A 23,713-nucleotide genomic window follows, 5' to 3' on the forward strand; every position below is an offset into this window, starting at 1 on the left:
GACAGCCCTGAATTCATGTAAAGCAGGCCGATAGGCCGGATTCTGTGTAGTGGTTTCCCTTGCGGGACGCCCCTATGACAGCCATTCCTCTAGGCGCTGGATTACTCCAGCGCTCAAGCTTCCTACCCGCACGCTCCGCGAGCAACATCAACGCGTGCCTATTTGGAATTGCTCCAGGTGGAGGTTACCGCGTTTCACCGTAACTTAATACGCTCGTCTCTGTGGCCCTATTCCTCGCCTTATACCTTGCGGCTTTCAGCGGACGGCCGTTAACCGTCACCCCGCTCTGTGGAGTCCGGACCTTCCTCCCGCCCGCATCCGAAGATGAGAGCCAGCGGCTGTCTGGCCTGCTTCACGGGGGGCATTGTAACCGATTGGGGTGCTTACGGTCCGGGTTCAAGGGTGGGGTTGTGGTTTGCGAGCAAAATTGGATCCCGGCCTGCGCCGGGATGACGTGTTGAGGGCGCGGGTAGGAACCTGGTTCGTAGTCCGCAACAGTAAAACCGTCGTCCCGGCGAAGGCCGGGACAATGCCACTGGCATTGTCCCGCCCAAGTTCGCTGCGCACAACCTACGTCAACCTTGGCCACGTTTTCTGAAATTTCGTGTCGCCATTTCAAAATCCTTCCCCACCTCATCCACATAGAATGCCCGGATAGCAAACCAACAAGGATGACCGACACCATGACGCACCCTTCCCGCACCGGCGGCCAGATCCTGGTCGATGCGCTCCATATCCACGGCGTGGACACCGCCTTCGGCGTGCCCGGCGAAAGCTACCTCGACGTGCTGGATGCGCTGCACGATTCGGATATCCGCTTCGTGATCAACCGGCAGGAAGGCGGCGCGGCGTTCATGGCCGAGGCCTACGGCAAGATGACCGGCAAGCCGGGCATCTGCTTCGTCACCCGCGGTCCGGGCGCCACCAATGCCTCGATCGGCGTCCATACGGCCTACCAGGACTCGACCCCGATGATCCTGTTCATCGGCCAGGTCGGCAGCGACTTCATCGACCGCGAAGCCTTCCAGGAAATCGACTACCGCCGCATGTTCGGCCAGATGGCCAAGTGGGTCACCCAGATCGACCGCGCCGACCGCATCCCCGAATACATCGCGCGCGCCTTCCAGGTCGCCACCAGCGGCCGGCCCGGCCCGGTGGTGCTGGCCCTGCCGGAAGACATGCTGATCACGAAAGCCGAGGTGCCCGATGCACGCCGCTACCAGCCGGTGCAGGCCGCGCCCTCGCAGGACCAGATCGCCCGACTGCGCGCCATGCTGGCGGAAGCGCAGCGCCCGATGGTGCTGCTGGGCGGCGGTTCCTGGACTGACGAAGCCTGCGCCGACCTGGCCCGCTTCGCCGAAGCGAACCGGCTGCCGGTGGGCTGCACCTTCCGCTTCCAGGATCTGCTGGACAACGCCCACCCGAACTACGTGGGCGACGTCGGCATCGGCATCAACCCGAAACTGGCCACCCGTGTCAAGGAAGCCGACCTGGTGATCGCCATCGGCCCGCGCCTGGGCGAGATGACCACCAGCGGCTACTCGCTGCTGGCGTCGCCCGTGCCGCGCCAGCGCCTGGTCCACGTCCATGCGGACCCGGAAGAACTCGGCAGCGTCTACCAGGCGGACCTGATGATCGCCAGCGGTCCGGCGCAGGTGTGCGCGATGCTGGCCGCGATGGCGCCGGTGGATGCGGCGGCCTGGGCCGGCACGGTCGAAGAGGCCAAGGCCGACCTGGCCGCATGGCAGGCGCAGCCGCCGATCTTCCGCGACGGCGCCGCGCCGCTCGACCTGTGGCAGGTGGTGCAGGAGCTGATGAAGCAGGCGCCCCGCGACACCATCATCACGAATGGCGCCGGCAACTACGCGACCTGGGCCCACCGCTTCTACCGCTACGGCGGCAAGCGCACCCAGCTCGCGCCGACCAACGGCGCCATGGGGTATGCGGTGCCGGCCGGCGTGGCGGCCAAGATCATCGATCCGCAGCGCACCGTGGTGACCTTCGCCGGCGACGGCGAATTCATGATGACGGGCCAGGAACTGGCCACCGCCGTGCAGTACAAGGCCGGGGTGATCATGCTGGTGTTCAATAACGGCATGTTCGGCACCATCCGCATGCACCAGGAACGCGACTACCCGGGCCGCGTGTCGGGTACCAACCTGCACAATCCGGATTTCGCGGCGCTGGCGCGCGCCTATGGCGGCCACGGCGAGGTGGTCGAGAAGACCGAGGAATTCGCGCCCGCCCTGCAGCGCGCGCTGGCACATGCGAACGAGCACAAGCTGCCGGCCGTGATCGAACTGCGCTACGACGGCAACCTGATTACGCCGAACGCGACGCTGGAGACGATCCGCAAGACGGCGGAAGCGGCCAAGGCCGGCCGCTGAATCGTAGGGTGGGCGGCTGTGCCGCCCACGCGGTCAACGGGCGCCAGCGCAGCCGCGCTATATCAAGCCGCAGCGATCACCGCGTGGGCGGGAAACCCGCCCACCCTACTGTCCCAGCCCCAGCTCGGCCGGCAGCGGAATCGGCCGGTCGAAGAAACTGACTTGCTCCGGGCTGGTCAGGAACAATGCGACGAGGGCGATGAAGGCCCACACGATAATGTTGCGCATGTTCGCAGCGCTGCCATCCGTGGCGTTGTCGCCATAGATGATGCGCTTCAGGAAGTTTGTGATTTTCACGGTGTGCCCCGTTGTGTTTTCTGGTTTTCTCTCCGCGTTCAATTTAACGCAAGTCGCCAGCGTTTTCCAGAAGTGCACTGTTGAGTAGCCAGTCGGTTTCATCAATAACGCAACAAAGAGTTCCTTCGATGCATCTTCTAGCGTCGATACCGGCCTTTGACGGTCGCGTCTTGCTGCTCTGGTAAAATATTCGCACTTTTTTCACCCCCGGCGACCGCCGGTATCCTGCGCAGGATTCGCCCCCATATATGTTTAGTTTCTTCAAGAGAAAGAAGCCTGAGACCGAGGTCCCGGAGCCGAGCCAGCCCGCGTCTGCTCCCGCAGCGGCGCCGATGTTCGTGCCCGGTGCACTGGATGCACCGCTTGCGCCGGCGCCGACCGCGGCGCCGACCTCCGCTCCGACTTCCGCACCAGCACCAGCCGACATCGGCGAGTTGTTCCCGGAAACCGCGGAACGCCCGACCACCGACGCTGAAAAGAAGCAGTCCTGGATGACGCGCCTGAAGGCCGGCCTGTCCAAGACCTCGAGCAACCTGTCCCTGCTGTTCGTGGGCGCGCGCATCGACGAGGACCTGTACGAGGAACTCGAATCCGCGCTGCTGATGTCGGACGCCGGCATGGACGCCACCCAGTACCTGCTGGATTCCCTGCGCCGCAAGGTCAAGGAAGACAAGCTGCTGGACGCCGCCCAGGTCAAGGCCGCGCTGAAGGAGCTGATGATCGAGCTCCTGACGCCGCTGCAGAAGCCCCTCGAACTGGGCCGCCACGAACCGCTGGTGATGATGATCTCGGGCGTGAACGGCGCCGGCAAGACCACCACCATCGGCAAGCTGGCCAAGCACATGCAGCGCTTCGACCAGTCGGTACTGCTGGCCGCGGGCGACACCTTCCGCGCCGCCGCGCGCGAGCAGCTGATGGTCTGGGGCCAGCGCAACAACGTCACCGTGATCTCGCAGGCGTCGGGCGACCCGGCCGCCGTCGCCTTTGACGCGGTCCAGTCGGGCAAGGCGCGCGGCACCGACGTGGTCATGGTCGACACCGCCGGCCGCCTGCCGACCCAGCTGCACCTGATGGAAGAACTCAAGAAGATCAAGCGCGTCATCGGCAAGGGCATGGACGGCGCCCCGCACGAAACCCTGCTGGTCATCGACGGCAACACCGGCCAGAACGCGCTGGCCCAGGTGAAGGCCTTCGACGACGCGCTGCAGCTGACCGGCCTGGTGATCACCAAGCTGGACGGCACCGCCAAGGGCGGCGTGCTGGCCGCGATCGCGCGCACCCGTCCGGTGCCGGTATATTTCATCGGCGTCGGCGAGAAGCTGGACGACCTGCAGCCCTTCGACGCCGAAGAATTCGTCGAAGCCCTGCTGGGTTGAAGGACGCGCACCCGATGATCGAATTCCAGTCCGTCTCCAAACAATACTCCACCGACGCCTATGCCTTGCGCGACGTCTCCCTCAACATCGGCAAGGGCGAGCTGGTCTACCTGGCCGGCCCTTCCGGCGCGGGCAAGTCGACCCTGATGAAGATGGTGGCCGCGGTCGAACGTCCGACCAGCGGCAGGGTGACCGTCAACGGCCAGGACATCGGCCGGCTCAAGAAGGCCGGCATCCCCTTCCTGCGCCGTAACCTGGGCCTGATCTTCCAGCACCAGCGCCTGCTCAATGACCGCAACATCCTCGGCAACGTGATGCTGCCGCTGCTGGTCACCGGCGCCCCGAAGGCGCAGGCGGAACAGCGCGCCCGCGCCGCCCTCGACAAGGTGGGCCTGCTCGATCGCACCAGGGCCATGCCGCTGGAACTGTCCGGCGGCGAGCAGCAGCGCGTGGCGATCGCGCGCGCCATCGTCAACCGCCCGCAGATCATCCTGGCCGACGAACCGACCGCCAACCTCGACCGCGTGGCGGCCGACAAGGTGCTCGACGCCCTGCGCGCCTTCCATGCCGTCGGCGTGACCTGCGTGATCTCGACCCACGACGAGCAGGTGCTCGACAGTGCGGCCGCGCGCGTGATCCGCCTCGAACACGGTCAATTGATCGGAGGTGCCGCATGAGCCCCTGGTTCCGCCAGCACCGCTTCGCCCTTGGCGCGGCCCTGTCCACGGTGCGCAAGGCGCCGGGCAGCTTCCTGTTCAACGTGCTCGTGGTCGCCTTCGCGCTGATGCTGCCCTTCGCCGGCATTACCCTGCTCGACAACGTGCGGCCGCTGTCCCAACAGCTGTCGGTCGATCCGGAAATCAGCCTGTTCATGAAGGCCGAAGCGACGCGCGAGGAAGCCACGACCCTGCAGCCGCGCATCCGCGCCATCGTGGCCACCGGCGGCAAGGCGGACGTCGCCTTCATCCCGCGCGAGAACGCGCTGGCGGCGCTCAAGGACAAGAGCGGCCTGAGCGACGTGCTCGACACCCTGGGCGAGAACCCGCTGCCGGACAGCTATGTAATGAAGCTCGGCGGCAGCGGCGCCGCCGCCCAGGTCGACGGCATGGTCGAACAGCTGCGCGCCCTGCCCGGCGTCGATACCGTGCAGGTGGATTCGGCCTGGGTCAAGCGCCTTGCCGCCCTGCTCGGCATCCTGCGCCTGGCCCTGCTGCTGCTGGCGCTCACGCTCGGCATCGTGGTGATCGCGGTGGTGTTCAATACCATCCGCCTGCAGGTACTGACGCAGAAGGAAGAGATCGCCGTGTCGAAGCTGCTGGGTGCGACCGACAACTTCATCCACCGCCCGTTCTACTACACGGGCGCGCTGCTGGGCCTGTGCGCGGGTGCGGTGGCGCTCGGCGCAGTGCTGCTGGCGCTGAATCCGCTGAACGGCGCGATTGCCGAATTTGCAAGGCTATATGCTTCGGAATTCCAGCTGACGCCGCTCGGCGGGCTGGAAATTGCGGGCGTACTGGCGATCAGCGCCGGCCTCGGACTGATCGGCGCCATGCTGTCGGTGCAGCGTCACCTGGCGCGCCTGCAGTAATTCCGTCAAGCGGACGGCCACGCCACCGGGGCTTGGCCGTCCCTCCCTACGCGCAGACGGGCGCCTGTCCTACAATGCGTCCCCCCTCTACGTGCGCCATCCAACAGAAGGCCCTTCCTGCGGCCTTTAATCTGTCCCTGACAGGTTTTCCAGCCGTTTTATGCTCACTTTTGAGCTGAATCAATCGGGTACAGGTCGTCTGCTCTACAGTTAAAACGACGCGATTTTGATTCCCAAAGGCAATACTTTAGCCAAACTTAATCGATTTTGGCAAATCAATGCCTTGCCTAGCACTCACCTCGGGAGAGTGCTAATATATGTCTCAGATACAGCGAAATCAAGGAAAGCATCCGAGTAACAAGGGGTAACGCTGGTGTCGCGCGACATGGGTCGGTGGCACATTAAGGATGCAGCAAGATCACTACGAGGGAAATGAACATGTCCGCACAATCCGCATTGGTTCCTGCCGGCAGTCGCGCCCTGAACCTGGGGTTCACCGGCAATCTCGGCAATATTGACGCCTATATCTCGGCCGTCAACCGCCTGCCGATGCTCACCCACGAAGAAGAAGTTTCGCTGGCGAAGTCGCTGCGGGAAAAGAATGACCTGGACGCCGCCCAGAAGCTGGTGCTGTCGCACCTGCGCCTGGTGGTCTCGATCGCACGCGGCTACCTCGGCTACGGCCTGCCGCACGCCGACCTGATCCAGGAAGGCAATATCGGCCTGATGAAGGCAGTCAAGCGCTTCGACCCGAACCAGGGCGTCCGCCTCGTGTCGTACGCGATGCACTGGATCAAGGCCGAGATGCACGAATACATCCTGAAGAACTGGCGTCTGGTGAAGGTCGCGACGACCAAGGCCCAGCGCAAGCTGTTCTTCAATCTGCGCAGCAACAAGCAGACCCTCGACACCATGACCCCGAGCCAGGTCGACGAGCTGGCGAAGATGCTCGACGTCAAGCGCGAGGAAGTGATCGAGATGGAAACCCGCCTGTCGGGCCGCGACATCGCCCTCGAATCGCCGACCGATGACGACGACGACAAGTTCGCCCCGATCGCCTACCTGTCCTCGGAGCAGCAGGAGCCGACCCGCGTGCTGGAAGCCGAGCAGGTCGACCGCCTGCAGTCGGAAGGTCTGGAGACCGCGCTGTCGAAGCTGGACCCGCGTTCGCGCCGCATCGTCGAAGCGCGCTGGCTGGCCAACGATGACGGTTCGGGCGCCACGCTGCACACGCTGGCCGAAGAGTTCGGCGTGTCGGCCGAGCGTATCCGCCAGATCGAATCGGCTGCGCTGAAGAAGATGAAGGGTGCGCTGGCGGCTTACGTGTAAGCCAAGCAGCCAGACAAGAACCCCGCCTCGGCGGGGTTTTCTTTTTCCAGGGCCCGAAAAACGCATCCGGCAGGCCCCGGCTAGAATGCTGTTTTGACCAGGCCTGCACAAGGAGAAACCGATGACCGACCAGTACGTCCCGCCGAAAGTCTGGACCCCGCCGCTTTCTTCCGGCGGCAGCTTCGCCAACATCAACCGCCCGGTCGCCGGCCCCACCCACGAGGCCGAACTTCCGGTCGGCAAGCACCCGCTGCAGCTGTACTCGCTGGGCACGCCCAATGGCGTCAAGGTGACCATCATGCTGGAAGAGCTGCTGGCGCTGGGCCATGGCGGCGCCGAGTACGATGCCTGGCTCATCAGGATCAACGAAGGCGCCCAGTTCTCGAGCGGCTTCGTCGACATCAATCCGAACTCGAAGATTCCGGCCCTGCTCGACCGCAGCGGCCCGGAACCGGTGCGGGTGTTCGAATCCGGATCGATCCTGGTCTACCTGGCCGAGAAGTTCGGCGCCTTCCTGCCGGCCGCGGGGACGGCCCGTGCCGAGACCATGAACTGGCTGTTCTGGCAGATGGGTTCGGCGCCTTTCGTGGGCGGCGGCTTCGGCCACTTCTATGCCTATGCGCCGGAAAAGCTGCAATACCCGATCGACCGCTATGCGATGGAGACCAAGCGCCAGCTCGACGTGCTGGAGCGCGAGCTTGCCAACAAGCGTTTTATCGCCGGCGACGAATACACGATTGCCGACATGGCGATCTGGCCGTGGTACGGCGGCATGGTGCGCGGCGAACTGTATGAAGCGGGCGAATTCCTCTCCGTGCATGAATACAGGAATGTGCGACGCTGGGCCGACGAGATCGCGGCCCGCCCGGCCGTCATCCGCGGCCGCAAGGTCAACCGCGTGCGCGGCAAGCCGGAGGAACAGGTGGCGGAACGCCACGACGCGACCGATCTCGACTGATTCCTGCGACCAGCCGCGCGAATGCGCTATGCTGGCAGGCGGTTCCCGATTGCAGTTCCACTAACGGAGAGTCCCATGGTCAGCAAGAATACGGTTTGCCTCTGGTTCAACGGGTCGGCGCTGGAAGCGGCGCAGTTCTACGCAAAAACCTTCCCCGACAGCGAGGTCGGCCAGGTCTTCCGGGCGCCGAGCGATTATCCCGCCGGCAAACAGGGTGACGTGCTGACCGTCGGCTTCACCGTGGCCGGCATCCCCTGCATCGGCCTGAACGGCGGGCCGGCCTTCCAGCACAACGAAGCCTTTTCTTTCCAGATTGCTACCGACGACCAGGAAGAGACCGACCGCCTGTGGAATGCGATCGTCGGCAATGGCGGCCAAGAAAGCGCCTGCGGCTGGTGCAAGGATCGATGGGGCCTGTCGTGGCAGATCACGCCGCGCGTGCTCACCGCAGGCATCGCCGATCCCGATCCGGCGGTGGCGAAACGCGTGTTCGAGGCGATGATGACAATGCGGAAGATCGACGTAGCGGCGATCGAGGCGGCGCGGCGCGGCTGAGCCAGGTCTTTCGCCAGGCGGTCTGTGGGTTTCGCGCACTCCCAAGGCATTGACGCAACGGGAGTGCGCTGTCTTGCACTATACTCTTGCCTTTCGGCCAGACGGCAGTACAAGATGAAAGAACCCATGCAAGGCGAACCGGTTTTCAAGAAGCTCCGCGGTCTGGTCCGCTCCCTGCCGCCCGGCGGCATCACCTTGAGTGAACTCATCCATCAGGTCGGCAACGAAGGCCTGCTGATCCTGACTGCCCTGCTCACGCTGGTCTTCCTGATCCCGGTATCGATTCCGGGCGTGAGCACCGTCTTCGGCGCTGCCATCCTCCTGATCGGCATCAGCCGCCTGTTCGGCCGCGAACTCTGGGTCCCGGCAAAACTGAAGCACCGGACCATCTCGACAGCCAAGCTGCGCCCGGTCCTGCGCAAGGCCCTGCCCTGGCTGTACCGGATCGAACGCGTGAGCAAGCCCAACCGTATCCAGTGGCTGGTGGCCAACGGTCCGATCCAGCATCTCAACAATGCGGGCATGATCCTGGGCGCGGTGCTGCTGATGATGCCTTTCGGCCTGATCCCGTTCAGCAATACCTTCCCGGCCGTGGCCCTGCTGTTCCTGGCCATCGGCCTGCTGCAGCGCGACGGCGTCAGCGTCCTGCTGGGCCATATCAGCAACGTCGTCACCATCCTGTACTTCAGCCTGCTCATCGGCGGCGGTGGACTGGCCGTGCGCGAGGTATTCAATCGCATGACCGGCTGAGCACGAGCAGATCGGGGTGCTGTGCTCGCCGGAGCATTAGCTCAGTGCTGCAGGTGCTCGATCAAAATGGTTGTCCCCACCAGCACCAGCACCACCCCGCCGATCCGTTCCGCGTTGCGGCCCACGGCCGCGCCCAGGCGCCGGCCCAGCAGCACGCCGATGGTCACCATGGTCGTGGTGGCGATGCCGATCGCCACGGCCGCATGCATGATCGAGACGTCGACGAAGGCCAGTCCGACCCCGACCGCCATCGCGTCGATGCTGGTCGCCACCGCGGTCAGCACCAGCACCAGCAGGTTCTGCGAGCCGCCGGATTCTTCATCCTCGTCGGCGCCGAAGGACAGCCAGATCATGCGCCCGCCCAGTCCCAGCAGCAGGACGAAGGCGATCCAGTGGTCCCATTGGCGGATCGCATCGGCGGCCAGCGAGCCGAGGCCCCAGCCGATGATGGGCGTGATGGTTTCGATGCAGCCGAACAGCAGGCCGATACGCAACGCCTGCGGCAGGCCGGGATTGCGCAGGGCGGCGCCCTTGGCGATCGCCGCGGCAAAGGCGTCGGTGGACATCGCGAGGGCGAGGAAGATGAGAGCGGTGAAGGTCATGCGAGTCTTTCAGTCGAACCCGAGACAATAGCATATCCGCCGCCCGCTCAGGCCGCGACGGCCATCTCGAGCAGGAAGCGCTGCCGCATCATCGCCTCCATGTCGCCGGCGGGCATCGGACGCGCGATGTAATAGCCCTGCACCTCGTTGCAATCCAGCCCGCGCAGGATCTGGAGCTGCTCTTCGGTCTCGACGCCCTCGGCCACCACCGACATGCCGAGCGCGTGCGCCATCGACACGATCGCCTGGAAGAAGACCTTGCCCTCCTTCGAGTTGCCGAGCTCCATGGTGAAGGCGCGGTCGACCTTCAGCACGTCCATCCTGAGGCGCTGCAGCTGCGACAGCGAGGAGTAGCCGGTGCCGAAATCGTCCACGTGCAGCTTGACCCCGAGCGCGCGCAGCGCTGCCAGTTCGGCCAGGATCTCGTCGTGGTCGCCCATCATGGCCGACTCGGTGATCTCGACTTCGATCAGGCTGGCCGGCACGCGGTGGCGCGCCATGGCGCTGCTCAGGTGGCGCTGCACGCCGCCGCGCAGGAACTGCTTGGGCGAGACGTTGATCGATACCGGCACCAGGCCGGCGCCGGCATCGCGCCAGGCCGCCAGCTGAGCACAGGCCTTGTCGATCACGACTTCGCCGATGCTGCGAATCAGGCCGGTGCTCTCGGCCAGCGGAATGAACTCGCCGGGCGGCACCAGGCCCAGTTCCGGATGCTGCCAGCGGATCAGCGCCTCCATGCTCAGCAGCTCGCCGCTGCGCGCATCGACGCGCGGCTGGTAGTACAGCGTGAACTGGTCGCGCTCGATCGCTTCCAGCATGCGCTGCTTCAGGCGTGCGCGTGAATTCAGCTGGTTCGACAGCGCCGGCTCGAAGAAGCGGTACTGGCCCTTGCCTTCGTTCTTCCCGGCGTACATCGCGATGTCGCTGTGGCGCACCAGGGTCTCGGCGTCCTGGCCGTCGCGCGGGAACATGCTGATGCCGATCGAGGCGCCGACCGCGTGCAGCTCGTCGCCGATCAGGAAGGGGGCGCTGAAGGCGTCGACGATGCGCGCCGCCACCGAGGCGGCCTGGCGCTCGCCCTCGCAGGGATGCAGCAGCACCAGGAACTCGTCGCCGCCGAAGCGCGCCACCTGGTCGCTCGGCCGCAGCAGCGACAGCAGGCGCCCTGCCGCCGACCGCAAGAGCTGGTCGCCGCTCGCGTGGCCGTGGGTGTCGTTGACCTGCTTGAATTCGTCGAGGTCGATGAACAGCAGGGCCAGGCCTGCTTCATCGGCGCGCGCCTGCGCCAGGATGGCCGGCATCGCGGCGAGGAAAGCGTGGCGCGTGGCCAGGCCGGTCAGCACGTCTTCGTTGGCCAGGCGCTCGAGCTGGGTCTCGTGGGCCTTGCGCTCGCTGATGTCCTGCAGCGTCACCGCCAGTCCGTTCCCGACCCGCACCAGGCGCCGCCGTCCCCAGCTGATGTTCAGGCGGTTATCGCTCGGCATCTTGCGGTCGTCCTCGTGGAAGCCGGTCTCCATCGCCTTGCGGTAGGTGTCGAGCAGGTCTTCGCCGAACAGGCCGCTGTCGATCCGCGACAGGCTGCTGCCCACCAGCGCGGCGCGCGTCATTCCGTAGAAGAAGGCGCCGCGCTCGTTGCAGTCGACGATGCGGAAGTCCGTGATCTCGCCCTCGCGCGAGCGCACCGCCGCCGCCATGTAGAAACCGTCGTTGCCGCTTTCGGTCGCGGTGCGGTAGGCGCGCTGCACTTGTTCCTGCTCGCGCTCGCGCAGCAGGGCGCGCCGTGCCAGCACGGCGCCGGTGGCGCCCAGCAGCAGCAGGCAGCCGGAGATGGCGATGGCGCGGTCGCGGCCCTCGATCCAGGAAGCCTGCGCCGCCGCCAGCGCGGTCTCCTGCGACAGCCCGACCAGGGCCACCAGGGGATAGGCATGCGAATGGCGCCAGCCCAGCACACGGGTCCGGCCGTCGGCGAAGCCGGCCTTGCCCTCGACCTTGCGCACGCCGCGCTCACCCGTCCACAGGAGCTCGCGCGCCGGCAGCAGCCTGGCGCGGCTGTCGAGGAAGGCGGCGCCGTCGCTGCGCTGTTCCACGCGCAGGCGGCTTTCGCTGCCGGCCAGCGCCACCACGCCGCCCGCGCCCAGCGTCGCCGGGCTGACGAAGGAGGTGAAGTAGCGCGCGTCGACCGCCATCAGCACGATGCCGTCGAATTCGTCGTCGCGGGTGTCGAGGCGGCGTGTGAACAGCACCTGGTCGGCGTGTTCGCTCACCCCATTGAGCTGCGGCGGGGCGGCGCCGATCCGCAGCGCGGTCGAGATGTGGTTGCTGTGCTGGACGAAAAACGGTCCCGCCGACAGGTCGGTGCCGAGCAGCTCCTTGCGGGTCGAGGCCTGCACCATGCCGTCGCGGTCGACGATGGCGACCACGCTGAAGGCGGCGTCGGTGAACATGCCGTCGCGCCGCAGTTCGTCGAGCAGGCCGGGGTCGCGCGCCTTCTCCCAGCTGAACTTGAGCTGCATCGTGATCTGGTCCATCTGGCCGACCGAACGCGTGATGTACTGCTCGTAGGCTTCGGCGTAGGCGCTGGCGTCCTTGCGCGCCTGGGCCTGGGCGCGTTCGTGTTCGGCATCGGCGCGCATGCCGGTGACGATCCATAGTGCGGTGCACAGCAGCACGGCCAGGGCGGGCCAGATGAAGACGAGGTAGCGGTTGGTGCGGGAGGCGGCGTGGATGCTCATGCAGGCTGTCAGTGGTGCTAAGTTGCCAGCAGTCTACTTGGCAAAGATGTCACGACCATGACATGGGAACGTCAGCTCGGGGACAGCATGTAGCCGGCGCCGCGCACGGTCTTGATCAGGGATTTGGCGCGTCCCAGCGCCTTGCGCAGGCGCAGCACGTGGACGTCGACGGTGCGCTGGTCGAGCGTGTCGTGCGATTCCCACAGCTGCTCGAGCAGCTGGACGCGCGAAAACACCTGGCCCGGGTGACACAGCAGGAAACGCAGCAGCCGGTATTCGGCCTGGCGCACCTCGACCTTGTGCTTGCCGACCCGGACGCTGCAGCTGAGCGGATCGAGCACCAGGCGGCCGGAGCGCAGCAGGCGCTCGTCGGGCGCTTCCTCGGGCGGCGGCTGGGGAAGGAATTCGGATAGGGGCGGCGCCGGCGGCGCGCCGCGTTCACTGTCGAGGCAATCGGCGGCGAGCAGGATCACCGGCCGCTCGCGCAGGCAGCTGGCGCCGCGCAGGCGCGCCAGCAGGCGCATGCCGCCTTCCTGGCGCAGCATCGACTCCTGCAGCAGCAGTTCGGGGCGTTCGCGCCCGATGAAATCCCAGGCCTGCGCCAGGCTTGGCACGCTATGCCAGACCCACTCGTCTTCGTGCAGCGAGTACTTGAGCAGCTCGGCAATGGCCGGCTTGTCGTCGACCACCAGCACGATCGTGTTAGCCGTTGTCATTGGGGGGATCCAAAGAAAATCCGGCAGCCAGGCTGCCGGAATCGTGAGGGATGGGAGAGATCAGTAGATCGCCTTGCCCGATGCATCCTTCAGGCTGGCCTTCCAGTTGGCCTGGACCAGCTTGACCACCGATGCCGGCATCGGCACGTAGTCCAGCTCGGCGGCAGCCGGGGCGCCGTTCTTGAAGGCCCAGTCGAAGAACTTGACGACTTCGCTGCCCTTGGCGCCATCGGCCTGGGTCTTGTGCATCAGGATGTACGAGACGCCGGTGATCGGCCAGCTCTGCTTGCCGGCCTGGTCGGTCAGCACCACGCCGAAGCCCGGGGCCCTGGTCCACTCGGCGCCGGCGGCGGCGGCCTTGAAGGCCTCGTCGTCCGGCTGCAGGAAGCTGCCGTCCTTGTTCTTCAGCTGGGTGTGCGCCAGCTTGTTCTTCTTGGCGTAGGCCCACTCGACATAGCCGATCGCGCCCTTGATGCGCTGCACGTTGGCGGCCACGCCTTCGTTGCCCTTGCCGCCCACGCCCACGGCCCACTTGACGGTGGTGCCGGCGCCGACCTTGCCCTTCCAGTCGGCGCTGGTCTTCGACAGGTAGTCGGTGAACAGGAAGGAGGTGCCCGAGGAATCGGCGCGGTGCACGACGGTGATGTCGGCATCCGGCAGCTTCACGCCCGGGTTCAGCGCAGCGATCTCCGGCGCGTTCCACTTGGCGATCTTGCCCAGGTAGATGTCGGCCAGCACCGGACCGGTCAGCTTCAGCTGGCCCGGGGCCACGCCGTCGACGTTGACCACGGCAACCACGCCGCCCATGATGGCCGGGAACTGCATCAGGCCTGCTTCGTCCAGGTCTTCGGCTTTCAGCGGCATGTCCGAGGCGCCGAAGTCGACGGTCTTGGCCTTGATCTGCTTGATGCCGGCGCCCGAGCCGACCGACTGGTAGTTCAGGCCATTGCCGGTGGCTGCCTTGTACGACTCGGCCCACTTGGCGTAGATCGGGTAGGGGAAGGTCGCGCCGGCGCCGGTCATGTCAGCGGCGAACGAGGTCGACATCACGAGCGTGGTGGCAGCTGCGGCGAGGATCTTCTTGAACATTGGCTTGTTATTCCTATTCCTGGTTGAAAGAGAGTGTTTTGGACCACGCGGCAAAGTCTAGTCCGCGAATGTGACGGGTTTATGACGCCCTGCGCGCGTGCGCGGCTGGGCAGGGCAGGTTTGCTATGATGGGCATTCCAAAAAAACGAACGGATGGACATCGCATGCACACCCTGCTCCGTGTCTTCACCCTCGGCTGCGCCCCGCTCGCGCTTGCCGCCACCCTGGGCGGCTGCGCCGCGCCGGAACGCCTGCCCGAAGCGCGCTATACCCTGACCGAGCGCCAGGTGCTGCCGCTGGGCCAGCGCCTGAGCATCACCTACGAGGGCGCGGAAGACAGCCGCTGCCCGGACAATGCGCGCTGCATCTGGCCGGGCCAGCTGGCCTACCGCTTCACGATGCGCATCGGCGGCGTGGCGCAAGGCTTCTACCTGGTGCAGGGCCGGCCCGGCTATATGTCGCCGGCGCTGCGCGGTTCGCGCATCGAGCTCGATCACCTGACGCCGCCGCCGCCGCGCGGCATGGCCGGCGCTGGCCCGACGGCCTATCCGGTGACCTTCAACATGTACGCGCAATAAGCGCGCCGCGGCCCATGAAGGCGACCCTGCTCGCTTGCGGGCTGAGTTTGTCCATCGTCCTGCACCCGGCGCCTGCCCTGGCGAAGACGCCGGTGGCTACCGGCACCGGCGGTGCGGTCGCCACCATCAGCGAACAGGCCTCGCAATCGGCCATCCGCATCCTGAACCAGGGCGGCAACGCGATCGATGCGGCGGTTGCCGCCGCGGCCACCCTGGGGGTGACCGATCCCTTCAGCTGCGGCATCGGCGGCGGCGGCTTCATGCTGATCTACCTGGCCAAGGACAAGCGCGTCATCAGCATCGACCACCGCGAGACGGCGCCCGCCAGCTTCACGCCCCAGGCCTTCCTCGACGGGGGCAAGCCGGTCGATTTCGAGACCGCGGTGGCCAGCGGCGCCGCGGTCGGCGTACCGGGCACGGTGCGCGGCTGGCATGAAGCGCTCGAGCGCTACGGCAGCATGCGCTTCAGGCAGGTGCTGGCTCCGGCCATCGAAGTCGCCGACAAGGGTTTCCGGGTGACTGAAATATTCAGTCATCTGACAGCTCAAAATGAAAGAAAATTTCAGCTCTATGCCCCGACCAGCGCACTTTACCTGCGCAATGGCAAGGCGGTGCAGCCGGGCACCCTGATCCGCAATCCGGGCATGGCCAGGGCCTACCGCGAGATCGCCGAGGGCGGCGTGGAAGCCTTTTACGAAGGACCGATCGCGCGCGCCATCGTGGACGCCGTCAACCGGCCTCCCCTGGCGCCGGGCAAGAGCGCGCGCGCCGGCCGCATGAGCATGGCCGACCTGGCCGACTACGAGGCGCGCATCCGGCAGCCGCTGCGCAGTACCTACCGCGGCTACGAGATCTATGGCATGGCCCTGCCCAGCAGCGGCGGTGCCACCGTCGCCGCAGCGCTCAACATCCTCGAAGGGTACGAGCTCAAGAAGATGCCGCGCGCCCAGGCCGAGCACCTGTACATCGAAGCCAGCCGCCTGGCCTTTGCCGACCGCAATGCCTACCTGGCCGACCCCGAATACATCGACGCGCCGGTCGCCGGCATCCTGTCGAAAGAGTACGCGGCCCAGCGCCGCAAGCTGATCGGCGCGCAGGCCGCGGGCAGCGCGCCGGCGGGCGACCCCTACCGCTACCAGGATGACCAGAGCGTGCCGCTAAAGCCAGCATCGGCGCGCATGCAGCGCGAGAACGCCCACACCACCCACCTGACGGTCTCAGACAAGGACGGCAACGTGGTGTCCTACACCTTCACCATCGAATCCTGGGGTGGCAGCGGCATCGTGGTGCCGGGCTACGGCTTCCTGCTGAATAACGAGATGACCGATTTCGACTTCAGCGGCCCGCACCCGAACGTGCCGGAAGCCGGCAAGCGCCCACGCTCGAGCATGGCGCCGACCATCGCGCTGAAGGACGGCAAGCCGGCCTTCACCATCGGCAGTCCGGGCGGCGCGACCATCATCACGACGGTGCTGCAGACGATCTTCAACCACATCGACCTCGGCATGTCGATGGACCAGGCGGTGGACGCGCCGCGCATCTCGGAGCGCAACGGCGACGCCAGTTCGATCGAGCCGGGCTTCCCCGGCAGCGCAGCGGCACGCGCGCTGGAACGTCTCGGCCACCGCTGGGAAGCGGCGCCGGAAGAAATCGGGGCCGCCAATGCGCTGGTGTTCAACCCGGACGGCAGCGTCACCGCCGTCAGCGAAGGCAAACGCCATGGCGTCGGCACGGCCCTGGTACAGCGCCGCGGACATTGAGTCTGTTGGGCGTTTGGCACATGTTCAATATCTTTCCTTAGCGAAAAAGCAAGTTCTTGTAGGAATTATCTTACAATGCGATAACATATATTTATTCGCACCTTGCTTATCGTTATGCCCACGTCCTACGTCGTGCCCGCCCTGCCGATCCGCCGCAGCGCCCTCACCCTGCTGCTCGCGCTCGTCATCATCACGGCGATGAGCCTCTTCTTCGTCCGCGAAGTCGTCGACCTGCGCAAGGCGATGAACCAGCTCAAGCAGAACGACGCGGCACGCATCGAGGTCCGCAATGTGCTGATGCACCTGCTCAATGCCGAGACCGGGCAGCGTGGTTTCCTGATCACCGGAGATCCGGCCTACCTCGAGCCCTATCATCTCGGCCGCGGCAGCGTCAGGGACAGCCTGGCCGAGGCGGAACAGTCCGGCTACTACGATCCCCACTTCCTGGCCAGGCTGCGCGCGCTGGCACTGCTTACCGAAAGCAAGCTGGACGAGCTCGAGCGCACCGTGCAGCTGAAGAAACGCGGCGATGCGGTCGCCGCCATCAATATGGTGCGCGAAGGCTTCGGCAGGGCCAAGATGAAGGAAGCCCGGCAGCTCGTCCAGGAAGAGGTGATCCGGCTGCGCGTGGCCAGGGACGCGGTCATGGACGGCTTCAACGAGCGCCTGCTGCGCGCGGCGCTGAGCCTCGCGCTGATGCTGTCGACCGTGGTGGCCATGACCGTTCACGCCTGGCGTTCGCTGTCCGCGGCCGCGCGCCGCAACAACGAGCTGGCCAAGCGCCTGGCCGTGGAAGCCTCGCACGATGCCCTCACCGGCCTGCCGAACCGGCGCTTCTTCGACCGCTGGGCGCGGCGCCTGGTGGCGCGCAGCGAGCGCAGCGGCAAGCCCTTCACCCTGCTCGCCATCGATCTCGACCGCTTCAAGGATGTCAACGATCGCTGCGGCCACGCGACGGGCGACGAGGTGCTGAAGGAAGTCGCGGTCCGCTTCCAGGCGGTCCTGCGCGGCGGGGAATTCCTGGCGCGCGTGGGCGGCGATGAATTCGTGGTGTTGATGGAAGGCGAATTCACGTGCAACGAAGTCACCAGCATCGGACGGCGCCTGATCGACTGCCTGTACCCGGCGCTGCATCCGAACCTGGCCGCCGACGCGGTCGGCGCCAGCATCGGCGCCGCGAGCTTCCCCCTGCACGGCACCGACCTCGAAGGCCTGATGCAGGCCGCCGACGACGCGCTCTATGCATCCAAGCAGGGCGGCCGCGGCATCTTGTCCTTCGCACGCAAGGAACTGGCTGCGGCTTCGCCCACCGCCGAGGCTGTTCTCTAGCGCCTCGTGCGCGAATGCAATTTTTTCACGTCTCCAACTCGGCACGCACTACACTGTCATGACAACAATAACGGAGACGACGCATGAGCAACTTCATCACCCTGTTGCCCACCCTCTTGATCGGCGCGCTGGCGCTGATCATGTTCGGGCTGGGCCTGTCCCTTACCCTGGGCGACTTCCGCCGCCTGCTCGGCCATCCGAAGGCCGTGATCCTGGCCCTGGTCCTGCAAGCCGTGGTGCTGCCGGCCATCTGCTATGGCCTGATCGTCGGCCTGGGCGTGGCGCCGGTCTACGCGGTCGGCCTGATGCTGCTGGCGGCCTCGCCCGGCGGCGTGTCGGCCAACCTGTTCAGCCACCTGTTCGGCGGCAACGTGGCGATGAACATCTCGCTCACCGCCATCAACACGGTGCTGTCGATCGTCAGCCTGCCCCTGATCGCCAATTTCGCGATCGACGCTTTTGCCAAGAGCGGCCAGGTGGTGCCGATGCAGACCGCCAAGGTGGTCGAGGTGATCGTCATCGTCCTGATCCCGGTGGCGATCGGCATGTTCGTGAAAAGCCGCGCGCCCGGTTTCGCCGCGCGCATGGACAAGCCGATGAAACGTTTCTCGATGGCCGTGCTGGCCCTGCTGGCGGTGATCGCCATCGCCAAGGAATGGACCGCGATCAGCAGCTCCTTCGCCTCGATCGGCCTGGCCGTCATCCTCTTCAACATCGCCAGCCTGGGCCTGGGCTACTACGTGCCGCGCCTGCTCGGCCTGGACAAGCCGAACGCGATCGCGATCGGCTACGAGATCGGCATCCACAATTCGACGCTGGCGATCTTCGTCGCGGTCTCGGTGCTGGGCGACTTCCAGCTGATGCTGCCGGCGGCGATCTATTCGGTCAGCATGTACGTGTTCGCCACCGCCTTCGGCCTGCTGGTGCTGGGCCGCAAGCAGGCGGCCGGCGCGCCGGCGCCGGTGTCCGGCTGAGACAAATCAGTCCATGCGCCCTGCCGGGAAGGCGCAGGGCGCCCCTTGCATCGTGCGCAGTCCGCGCACGACGGCGTACACGGTGTAGCCGACGCTGAACAGGGCGGCTGCCCACAAGGTCGGAACGGAGCTGAAGGCGCTCACCACGTTGCCGAGAAGGAGGCTTTCCACGACCGAGGCCAGCAGCAGCGTCGCCGCCGCCGCGACGGCGCTGTGCGTCCGGCTGGCGTGGTCACGCAGCGGCACAGCCACCACCGGCAGGACCATGCAGGCCAGGCTGGCCACGTGCAGCAAGGCTTCTGGCCCCGCCCCGCCGAGCGCTGCCAGCAGCAGCGCAGTGCCGGCGGCCAGGCTCCAGGCCGTCAGCGCATGCAGCAACAGGGAGCAGCCGAGCCGGACGTTGAAGGCGGCTGCCGCAGCCGGCATCGCCGGCGCCAGGCGCACCAGGCCTTGCTCGGCGGCCAGGCTGGGCGCCAGTTGGCCGAGCCGTACGCTGTACATGAGGGGCACGACCAGCAGGATGCTGGCGAACAGCCAGCCAATCCCCGCACGGGCCTCGCGCTCTCCGCGCCAGCCCGTGAAAACCCCCAGGAAGAACACGACCGCTGCCAGTACGGCCAGCATGGCCACGGTCTCGGCCAGATGGTGGGTCGGTCCGAGCGCATGCAGCACCAGGCGGCGGCCGTCGCGCCGTTCGCTGTCGCGGCGCAGGATCGCTCCATACGCGCTCATGGTCCGTTTGCCGGCCATCCGCCCGACCAGCGGATCGGGCTTGCCGACCGCCGCAACCCAGCGCGAACGCCGCGCCATCATTGCCCAGTGGCGCTCTCCCCCTTGCGGGAACATGGCGCGCACCGCCACCACGATCACAGCCGCATACACGGGCAGCGCCAGCACGACCACCACCGGATGGGACAGCGTCGCGGTCAGCGTCTCCGGCAGCCATTCGGCCAGGGCCCCGGTGCAGCACAGCGCCGTGACGACCGGACTGCCGGCCGGATGGCCTGCCGCGGCGAGGCCGACGCCCATGATGAAGAGCACGACCCAGAACAGGCCGGGGCCGAGATTGGCGGCGTCGGTATAGGGCGCACTGGCGATGCCGGCCACCCCGACGAAGCACACCAGGCAGGACAGCTCGACCAGGCGCCGGCGCATCTGCGGCACCAGCCAGGCATTGGCCGGCGTGGCGAGTTTCACCGCGCCCGGCATGAAGCGCCATGCCCAGTTCAGCAGGAGAAAGCCGGAGGCCGCGCACCACAGCGTGGCCAGGCCGGCGCGCGGTCCCTCGGTCACCGTCATTGCCGCGCCGAAGACGATCACGATGAACGCCAGGCCCCAGCGGATGACACCCGACAGGCGTGGATTGGCATGCGTGACCGCGGCGCGCCACAGCATCCGGTAGTCCTGCATGCGCGAGTTCATTGGGTCACCTCGATGAACAGGTCTTCCAGGCTGACCGGTTCGGCGCGACGGCCGTCGGTCGTGCTGCGTGCCCCTTCCAGCAAATCGTCGAGCGGGCCCTGCAGCGCAATGCGGCCGTCCTTGAGGAAGGCGACATCCAGCGCCACCCGCTCCAGGTCGGTCAGGATGTGGGTCGAGAACACCACCGTGGTGCCGCGTTCGATGACGCCGTCGACCAGCTCGGCCAGGAAGGCGCGGCGTCCGGCCGGATCGAGCGCCGACACCGGCTCGTCCAGCACCAGCAATTCCGGATCGTGCGCCAGCGCGCGGATGATCGACAGGCGCTGCTGCTCGCCGCCCGACATCCGGCCAATCGGTTTGTTCAGCTGCAGCGGACCGAAGCCCCAGCGCTCGAGCAGGGCATCGACCTTGACCGCGTTCCAGTGCGGGTACATGGCCTTGAAGTAGTCCAGCATCTGCAGCGGCGTCATCCACTCGAACAGGCCATGCTTCTGCGGCACGTAGCCGATGCGGGCGCGGGTCGCGTCGGACAGGGCGCCCGCGTCTTCGCCGAACAGGCGCACGCTGCCGCCGTCGAGCTCGCGCAGGCCGAGCATGCATTCCATCAGCGTCGACTTGCCGGCGCCGTTGCGGCCCAGCAGGCCGATGACCTGGCCCTGCCCGACTTGCCAGTTCAGGGCGCTCAGGACGATTTCGCTGCCGAAGTACTTGGCCACGTCGCGTAGCTGGATGATGGGTGCGGTCACGATTGTTCCTTCAGGATGTGGGTGAACAGGGTGAGGACGGTGTCGGGGTCGAGCTCGAGCTCGCGTGCCTCGCGCGCGGCCCGCTCCAGGGTCGGGCGCAGGAGCGCGCTGCGCTCGGCCTGGCTGCTGGATCCAGCCTTGGCACGCGGGCGCTCGGCCACCAGCATGCCGAGCCCGCGCCGGCGCGCCAGCAGGCCCTCGGCCTCGAGCAGCCCGTAGGCCTTCGACACCGTCATGGGATTGACGGCGAGGCTGGATGCCAGCTCGCGCACCGAAGGCAGCTCGTCGCCGGGCGCCATCTGGCCGCCGGCCACCAGGCGCCGCACCTGCTCGACGAGCTGGCGGTAGATCGGTTCGGTCGAGCCGGGCGTGATCGAAATCAGCTGGGATGCTTGGGTCGCCATGGGCGCAGTAGCCGTATATGTGTATTAATTGAGTAATACACTATCGATGGCGGCGTCGGCTGTCAATATGCCAGCGCAAAATATGCTGTGCACATATGTCCCATCGCAAACAAAACTGTGACATCATGCGCACGCCGCAGACGCCGACGCCGCGCTTTGCGCCACCGACCAGACCAGAACAACGACCCATGTCCTCCACTCCAGAAACGGGCGGCAGCGCCACTTCCCACGCCTATCCCGAGGTCCGCTTCCGGGAACTGTTCGAGCAGGCCCCGGTGAGCCTGCAGATCCTGGACCCGGACGGCTACACGCTGCGGGTGAACCGGGCCTGGGAAACGCTCTGGCATATCTACGAAGGGAGCGAGCTGAAGCGCTTCGTGCTGAGCCGCGACTACAACGTCCTGCGCGACCCGCAACTGCTCGCCGCAGGCATCAGCGCCTACCTCGCCCGTGCGATGGCGGGCGAATCGGTCGAGATCCCCGCGATCCATTACGACACCGCCGATACCGCCGCGCTGGGCCAGCCGGGATGGAGGCGCTGGGTCACCGCGCGCGCCCATCCCATCAAGGACGGCGAAGGCAGGGTGGTCGAAGTCATGCTGATGCACGAGGACATCAGCGCGCGCATCGAAGCGGAAACCGCGCTGCGCGAACGCGAGGAACGCTTCCGTTCCCTGGCCATGGCGACCTCGCAGATCATCTGGAGCGCCGCCGCCGACGGGCAGATCCTCGAGGATTCGCCTTCGTGGCGCGCCTTCACCGGACAAAGCTACGAGGAAGGGCGCGGCTACGGCTGGCTCGACGCGGTCCATCCCGACGACCGGGAGCGCACCTGCCGGGTCTGGGCCGCCGCCATCGCCGGCCGCTCCGCCTACGAGACCGAATACCGGGTGCGCCGCGCCGACGGCGTCTACCGCTGGACCGCGGTCAAGGCCATCCCGATGCTCGACGCCGGCGGCAGCGTGCGCGAATGGGTCGGCGCCAACCGCGACATCCACGACAGCGTGATGCAGCAGGAAGGCCTGGCGCGCCGGCTCGACATCGAGCAGCGCCAGTCGGCCCTGCTGGCCAAGGTGGCGAGCGCCGCGCAGTCGCTGCACACGGCGCTGTCCAGCGAAGACATCGCCAATGTGCTGGCGCAGGAGGCAGGCGCCATCCTGGGCGCCGGCCAGGTGCAGGTGTCGCTGGACGAGACCGGCGCAGACATGCCCGCGGCGCCCGCGGGTTGCCTGATGGCGCCGCTGGTGGACCGCAAGGGACGGCACATCGGCCAGGTCCGCGTCGCGGGCAAGGCCGCGGGCGATTTCGATGCCCAGGACACCGCCGTCCTGGCCCAGCTGGCCGCGATCGCCGCCACCGGTTTCGCCAACGCCCAGCTGTACGGCTCGCTGCGCGAGCAGGACCGGCGCAAGGACGAGTTCCTCGCCATGCTGGCGCACGAACTGCGCAACCCGCTGGCGCCGATTGCCGCCGCCGCCGAGCTGCTCAGGCGCGGGTCCAGTCCCGAGCGCATCCGCGCCTCGAGCGAGGTGATCGCGCGCCAGGTGCGGCACATGACTTCCCTGGTCAACGACCTGCTCGACGTCTCGCGCGTCACGCGCGGGCTGATCAAGCTCGACCGGACCATGGTCGGCATCGGGCCGGTGCTCGCCAGCGCGGTGGAGCAGTCGCGCCCCCTGCTCGCCTCACGCGGGCACGAGCTGGCGGTCGAGGTGGCGCCGGACCTGGCCGCGGCCCAGGTCCATGGCGACGCCACCCGCCTGGTGCAGGTCATCGCCAACCTGCTCAACAACGCCGCCAAGTACACGCCGAGCCGCGGTGCGGTCGCCTTGCGCGCCACGCGCGACGGCGCGCGCGTGCGCCTGTGCGTGATCGACAACGGCATCGGCATCGAGGCCGGTCTGCTGCCCCAGGTGTTCGACCTGTTCACCCAGGCCGAGCGCACCCCCGACCGCTCGCAGGGCGGCCTGGGCATCGGGCTGGCGCTGGTGCGGACCATGGTCGCGCTGCACGGCGGCGAAGTGCATGCCCACAGCGACGGGCCGGGCAAGGGCTCCACCTTTACCGTCTGGCTGCCGCTCGCCTGACAGGCAAAAAAAGAGCCGGGCAAGCCCGGCTCTT

21 protein-coding genes and 1 other RNA gene are annotated in these 23,713 nt (G+C 66.8%); 13 read left to right on the top strand and 9 right to left on the bottom strand.

Going from position 1 to position 23,713, the window contains the following annotated elements:
* Positions 1–15: 15 nt before the first annotated feature.
* Positions 16–354, bottom strand: an RNA gene (rnpB, locus tag ACSQ25_RS19900) — RNase P RNA component class A.
* A gap of 329 nt (positions 355–683) precedes the next feature.
* Here rnpB and ACSQ25_RS19905 point away from each other — a divergent pair.
* A complete protein-coding gene (locus tag ACSQ25_RS19905; protein ID WP_436107396.1) occupies positions 684–2,387 on the top strand; it encodes a thiamine pyrophosphate-binding protein in 1,704 nt (567 codons plus the stop codon).
* 105 nt (positions 2,388–2,492) lie between these two features.
* Here the strand turns inward: ACSQ25_RS19905 and ACSQ25_RS19910 are convergent, their stop codons facing one another.
* Positions 2,493–2,684, bottom strand: a complete 192-nt coding sequence (locus ACSQ25_RS19910; protein WP_436107397.1) for a hypothetical protein — start codon at positions 2,682–2,684, stop codon at positions 2,493–2,495.
* Between the two features lie 248 nt (positions 2,685–2,932).
* Here ACSQ25_RS19910 and ftsY point away from each other — a divergent pair, with 248 nt between their 5' ends.
* The 7 genes from ftsY to ACSQ25_RS19945 all read left to right on the top strand — a co-directional run bounded on the left by ftsY (position 2,933) and on the right by ACSQ25_RS19945 (position 9,240).
* Complete coding sequence (gene ftsY / locus ACSQ25_RS19915) at positions 2,933–4,060, top strand: signal recognition particle-docking protein FtsY (RefSeq protein WP_436107398.1); 1,128 nt, start codon at positions 2,933–2,935, stop codon at positions 4,058–4,060.
* Between the two features lie 14 nt (positions 4,061–4,074).
* Entirely contained in the window at positions 4,075–4,737 is a 663-nt protein-coding gene (gene ftsE / locus ACSQ25_RS19920; RefSeq protein ID WP_436107399.1) for a cell division ATP-binding protein FtsE, read from the top strand.
* Positions 4,734–5,648, top strand: a complete 915-nt coding sequence (ftsX, locus tag ACSQ25_RS19925) for a permease-like cell division protein FtsX (protein WP_436107400.1) — start codon at positions 4,734–4,736, stop codon at positions 5,646–5,648. Before ftsE ends, ftsX begins: the two co-directional genes overlap by 4 nt.
* 438 nt (positions 5,649–6,086) lie before the next feature.
* Positions 6,087–6,977 (top strand): RNA polymerase sigma factor RpoH, encoded by an 891-nt coding sequence (rpoH, locus tag ACSQ25_RS19930; protein WP_436107401.1) that lies wholly within the window; start codon positions 6,087–6,089, stop codon positions 6,975–6,977.
* Between the two features lie 121 nt (positions 6,978–7,098).
* On the top strand, positions 7,099–7,935 hold the full coding sequence (gene yghU, locus ACSQ25_RS19935) for a glutathione-dependent disulfide-bond oxidoreductase (protein ID WP_436107402.1): 837 nt from the start codon (positions 7,099–7,101) through the stop codon (positions 7,933–7,935).
* A gap of 75 nt (positions 7,936–8,010) precedes the next feature.
* A complete protein-coding gene (locus ACSQ25_RS19940) occupies positions 8,011–8,490 on the top strand; it encodes a VOC family protein (protein WP_436107403.1) in 480 nt (159 codons plus the stop codon).
* Between the two features lie 114 nt (positions 8,491–8,604).
* A complete protein-coding gene (locus ACSQ25_RS19945; RefSeq protein ID WP_436107404.1) occupies positions 8,605–9,240 on the top strand; it encodes an exopolysaccharide biosynthesis protein in 636 nt (211 codons plus the stop codon).
* Between the two features lie 41 nt (positions 9,241–9,281).
* Here the strand turns inward: ACSQ25_RS19945 and ACSQ25_RS19950 are convergent, their stop codons facing one another.
* The 4 genes from ACSQ25_RS19950 to pstS all read right to left on the bottom strand — a co-directional run bounded on the left by ACSQ25_RS19950 (position 9,282) and on the right by pstS (position 14,379).
* On the bottom strand, positions 9,282–9,842 hold the full coding sequence (locus ACSQ25_RS19950; RefSeq protein ID WP_436107405.1) for a manganese efflux pump MntP: 561 nt from the start codon (positions 9,840–9,842) through the stop codon (positions 9,282–9,284).
* 47 nt (positions 9,843–9,889) lie between these two features.
* Complete coding sequence (locus ACSQ25_RS19955; RefSeq protein WP_436107406.1) at positions 9,890–12,574, bottom strand: bifunctional diguanylate cyclase/phosphodiesterase; 2,685 nt, start codon at positions 12,572–12,574, stop codon at positions 9,890–9,892.
* Between the two features lie 71 nt (positions 12,575–12,645).
* Positions 12,646–13,290: a winged helix-turn-helix transcriptional regulator gene (locus tag ACSQ25_RS19960; protein ID WP_436107407.1), complete on the bottom strand. Its 645-nt coding sequence runs from the start codon at positions 13,288–13,290 to the stop codon at positions 12,646–12,648.
* A gap of 60 nt (positions 13,291–13,350) precedes the next feature.
* On the bottom strand, positions 13,351–14,379 hold the full coding sequence (gene pstS / locus ACSQ25_RS19965; RefSeq protein ID WP_436107408.1) for a phosphate ABC transporter substrate-binding protein PstS: 1,029 nt from the start codon (positions 14,377–14,379) through the stop codon (positions 13,351–13,353).
* A 164-nt stretch (positions 14,380–14,543) separates the two neighbouring features.
* On the opposite strand from pstS, the gene ACSQ25_RS19970 reads away from it, so the two are divergent.
* The 4 genes from ACSQ25_RS19970 (at position 14,544) to ACSQ25_RS19985 (ending at position 19,020) form a co-directional block, all read left to right on the top strand.
* Entirely contained in the window at positions 14,544–14,957 is a 414-nt protein-coding gene (locus ACSQ25_RS19970; protein ID WP_436107409.1) for a hypothetical protein, read from the top strand.
* A gap of 14 nt (positions 14,958–14,971) precedes the next feature.
* A complete protein-coding gene (ggt, locus tag ACSQ25_RS19975; protein WP_436107410.1) occupies positions 14,972–16,717 on the top strand; it encodes a gamma-glutamyltransferase in 1,746 nt (581 codons plus the stop codon).
* 114 nt (positions 16,718–16,831) lie between these two features.
* On the top strand, positions 16,832–18,046 hold the full coding sequence (locus ACSQ25_RS19980; RefSeq protein ID WP_436107411.1) for a diguanylate cyclase domain-containing protein: 1,215 nt from the start codon (positions 16,832–16,834) through the stop codon (positions 18,044–18,046).
* Between the two features lie 83 nt (positions 18,047–18,129).
* Positions 18,130–19,020 (top strand): bile acid:sodium symporter family protein, encoded by an 891-nt coding sequence (locus tag ACSQ25_RS19985; RefSeq protein ID WP_436107412.1) that lies wholly within the window; start codon positions 18,130–18,132, stop codon positions 19,018–19,020.
* A gap of 6 nt (positions 19,021–19,026) precedes the next feature.
* Here ACSQ25_RS19985 and ACSQ25_RS19990 read toward each other — a convergent pair whose 3' ends face one another.
* Genes ACSQ25_RS19990 through ACSQ25_RS20000 form a run of 3 tightly spaced genes read right to left on the bottom strand, consistent with a single transcriptional unit; the run spans position 19,027 to position 21,592 of the window.
* Complete coding sequence (locus ACSQ25_RS19990) at positions 19,027–20,442, bottom strand: hypothetical protein (protein WP_436107413.1); 1,416 nt, start codon at positions 20,440–20,442, stop codon at positions 19,027–19,029.
* On the bottom strand, positions 20,439–21,188 hold the full coding sequence (locus tag ACSQ25_RS19995; RefSeq protein ID WP_436107414.1) for an ABC transporter ATP-binding protein: 750 nt from the start codon (positions 21,186–21,188) through the stop codon (positions 20,439–20,441). The genes ACSQ25_RS19990 and ACSQ25_RS19995 overlap by 4 nt, the downstream gene beginning before the upstream one ends.
* Positions 21,185–21,592 carry a GntR family transcriptional regulator gene (locus tag ACSQ25_RS20000; RefSeq protein WP_436107415.1) on the bottom strand — a complete coding sequence of 136 codons (408 nt, stop codon included), beginning with the start codon at positions 21,590–21,592 and terminating at the stop codon, positions 21,185–21,187. The genes ACSQ25_RS19995 and ACSQ25_RS20000 overlap by 4 nt, the downstream gene beginning before the upstream one ends.
* 188 nt (positions 21,593–21,780) lie before the next feature.
* On the opposite strand from ACSQ25_RS20000, the gene ACSQ25_RS20005 reads away from it, so the two are divergent.
* Positions 21,781–23,679 carry a PAS domain-containing sensor histidine kinase gene (locus ACSQ25_RS20005; protein ID WP_436107416.1) on the top strand — a complete coding sequence of 633 codons (1,899 nt, stop codon included), beginning with the start codon at positions 21,781–21,783 and terminating at the stop codon, positions 23,677–23,679.
* Positions 23,680–23,713: the final 34 nt, after the last annotated feature.

It is taken from the genome of Massilia sp. LjRoot122, from assembly GCF_964252725.1.
In the GTDB taxonomy this organism is placed as follows: domain Bacteria; phylum Pseudomonadota; class Gammaproteobacteria; order Burkholderiales; family Burkholderiaceae_D; genus Telluria.

Excerpts from the sequence above, each read along its gene's own strand:
- ftsY (WP_436107398.1), top strand. The coding sequence starts at position 2,933 with ATGTTTAGTTTCTTCAAGAGAAAGAAGCCTGAGACCGAGGTCCCGGAG.
- ftsX (WP_436107400.1), top strand. The coding sequence starts at position 4,734 with ATGAGCCCCTGGTTCCGCCAGCACCGCTTCGCCCTTGGCGCGGCCCTG.
- ACSQ25_RS19960 (WP_436107407.1), bottom strand. The coding sequence starts at position 13,290 with ATGACAACGGCTAACACGATCGTGCTGGTGGTCGACGACAAGCCGGCC.
- ACSQ25_RS19940 (WP_436107403.1), top strand. The coding sequence starts at position 8,011 with ATGGTCAGCAAGAATACGGTTTGCCTCTGGTTCAACGGGTCGGCGCTG.
- ftsE (WP_436107399.1), top strand. The coding sequence starts at position 4,075 with ATGATCGAATTCCAGTCCGTCTCCAAACAATACTCCACCGACGCCTAT.
- ACSQ25_RS19945 (WP_436107404.1), top strand. The coding sequence starts at position 8,605 with ATGAAAGAACCCATGCAAGGCGAACCGGTTTTCAAGAAGCTCCGCGGT.
- ACSQ25_RS19955 (WP_436107406.1), bottom strand. The coding sequence starts at position 12,574 with ATGAGCATCCACGCCGCCTCCCGCACCAACCGCTACCTCGTCTTCATC.
- ACSQ25_RS19990 (WP_436107413.1), bottom strand. The coding sequence starts at position 20,442 with ATGAACTCGCGCATGCAGGACTACCGGATGCTGTGGCGCGCCGCGGTC.
- ggt (WP_436107410.1), top strand. The coding sequence starts at position 14,972 with ATGAAGGCGACCCTGCTCGCTTGCGGGCTGAGTTTGTCCATCGTCCTG.
- ACSQ25_RS19985 (WP_436107412.1), top strand. The coding sequence starts at position 18,130 with ATGAGCAACTTCATCACCCTGTTGCCCACCCTCTTGATCGGCGCGCTG.
- ACSQ25_RS20000 (WP_436107415.1), bottom strand. The coding sequence starts at position 21,592 with ATGGCGACCCAAGCATCCCAGCTGATTTCGATCACGCCCGGCTCGACC.
- ACSQ25_RS19980 (WP_436107411.1), top strand. The coding sequence starts at position 16,832 with ATGCCCACGTCCTACGTCGTGCCCGCCCTGCCGATCCGCCGCAGCGCC.
- ACSQ25_RS20005 (WP_436107416.1), top strand. The coding sequence starts at position 21,781 with ATGTCCTCCACTCCAGAAACGGGCGGCAGCGCCACTTCCCACGCCTAT.
- ACSQ25_RS19905 (WP_436107396.1), top strand. The coding sequence starts at position 684 with ATGACGCACCCTTCCCGCACCGGCGGCCAGATCCTGGTCGATGCGCTC.
- pstS (WP_436107408.1), bottom strand. The coding sequence starts at position 14,379 with ATGTTCAAGAAGATCCTCGCCGCAGCTGCCACCACGCTCGTGATGTCG.
- ACSQ25_RS19970 (WP_436107409.1), top strand. The coding sequence starts at position 14,544 with ATGCACACCCTGCTCCGTGTCTTCACCCTCGGCTGCGCCCCGCTCGCG.
- rpoH (WP_436107401.1), top strand. The coding sequence starts at position 6,087 with ATGTCCGCACAATCCGCATTGGTTCCTGCCGGCAGTCGCGCCCTGAAC.
- ACSQ25_RS19950 (WP_436107405.1), bottom strand. The coding sequence starts at position 9,842 with ATGACCTTCACCGCTCTCATCTTCCTCGCCCTCGCGATGTCCACCGAC.
- yghU (WP_436107402.1), top strand. The coding sequence starts at position 7,099 with ATGACCGACCAGTACGTCCCGCCGAAAGTCTGGACCCCGCCGCTTTCT.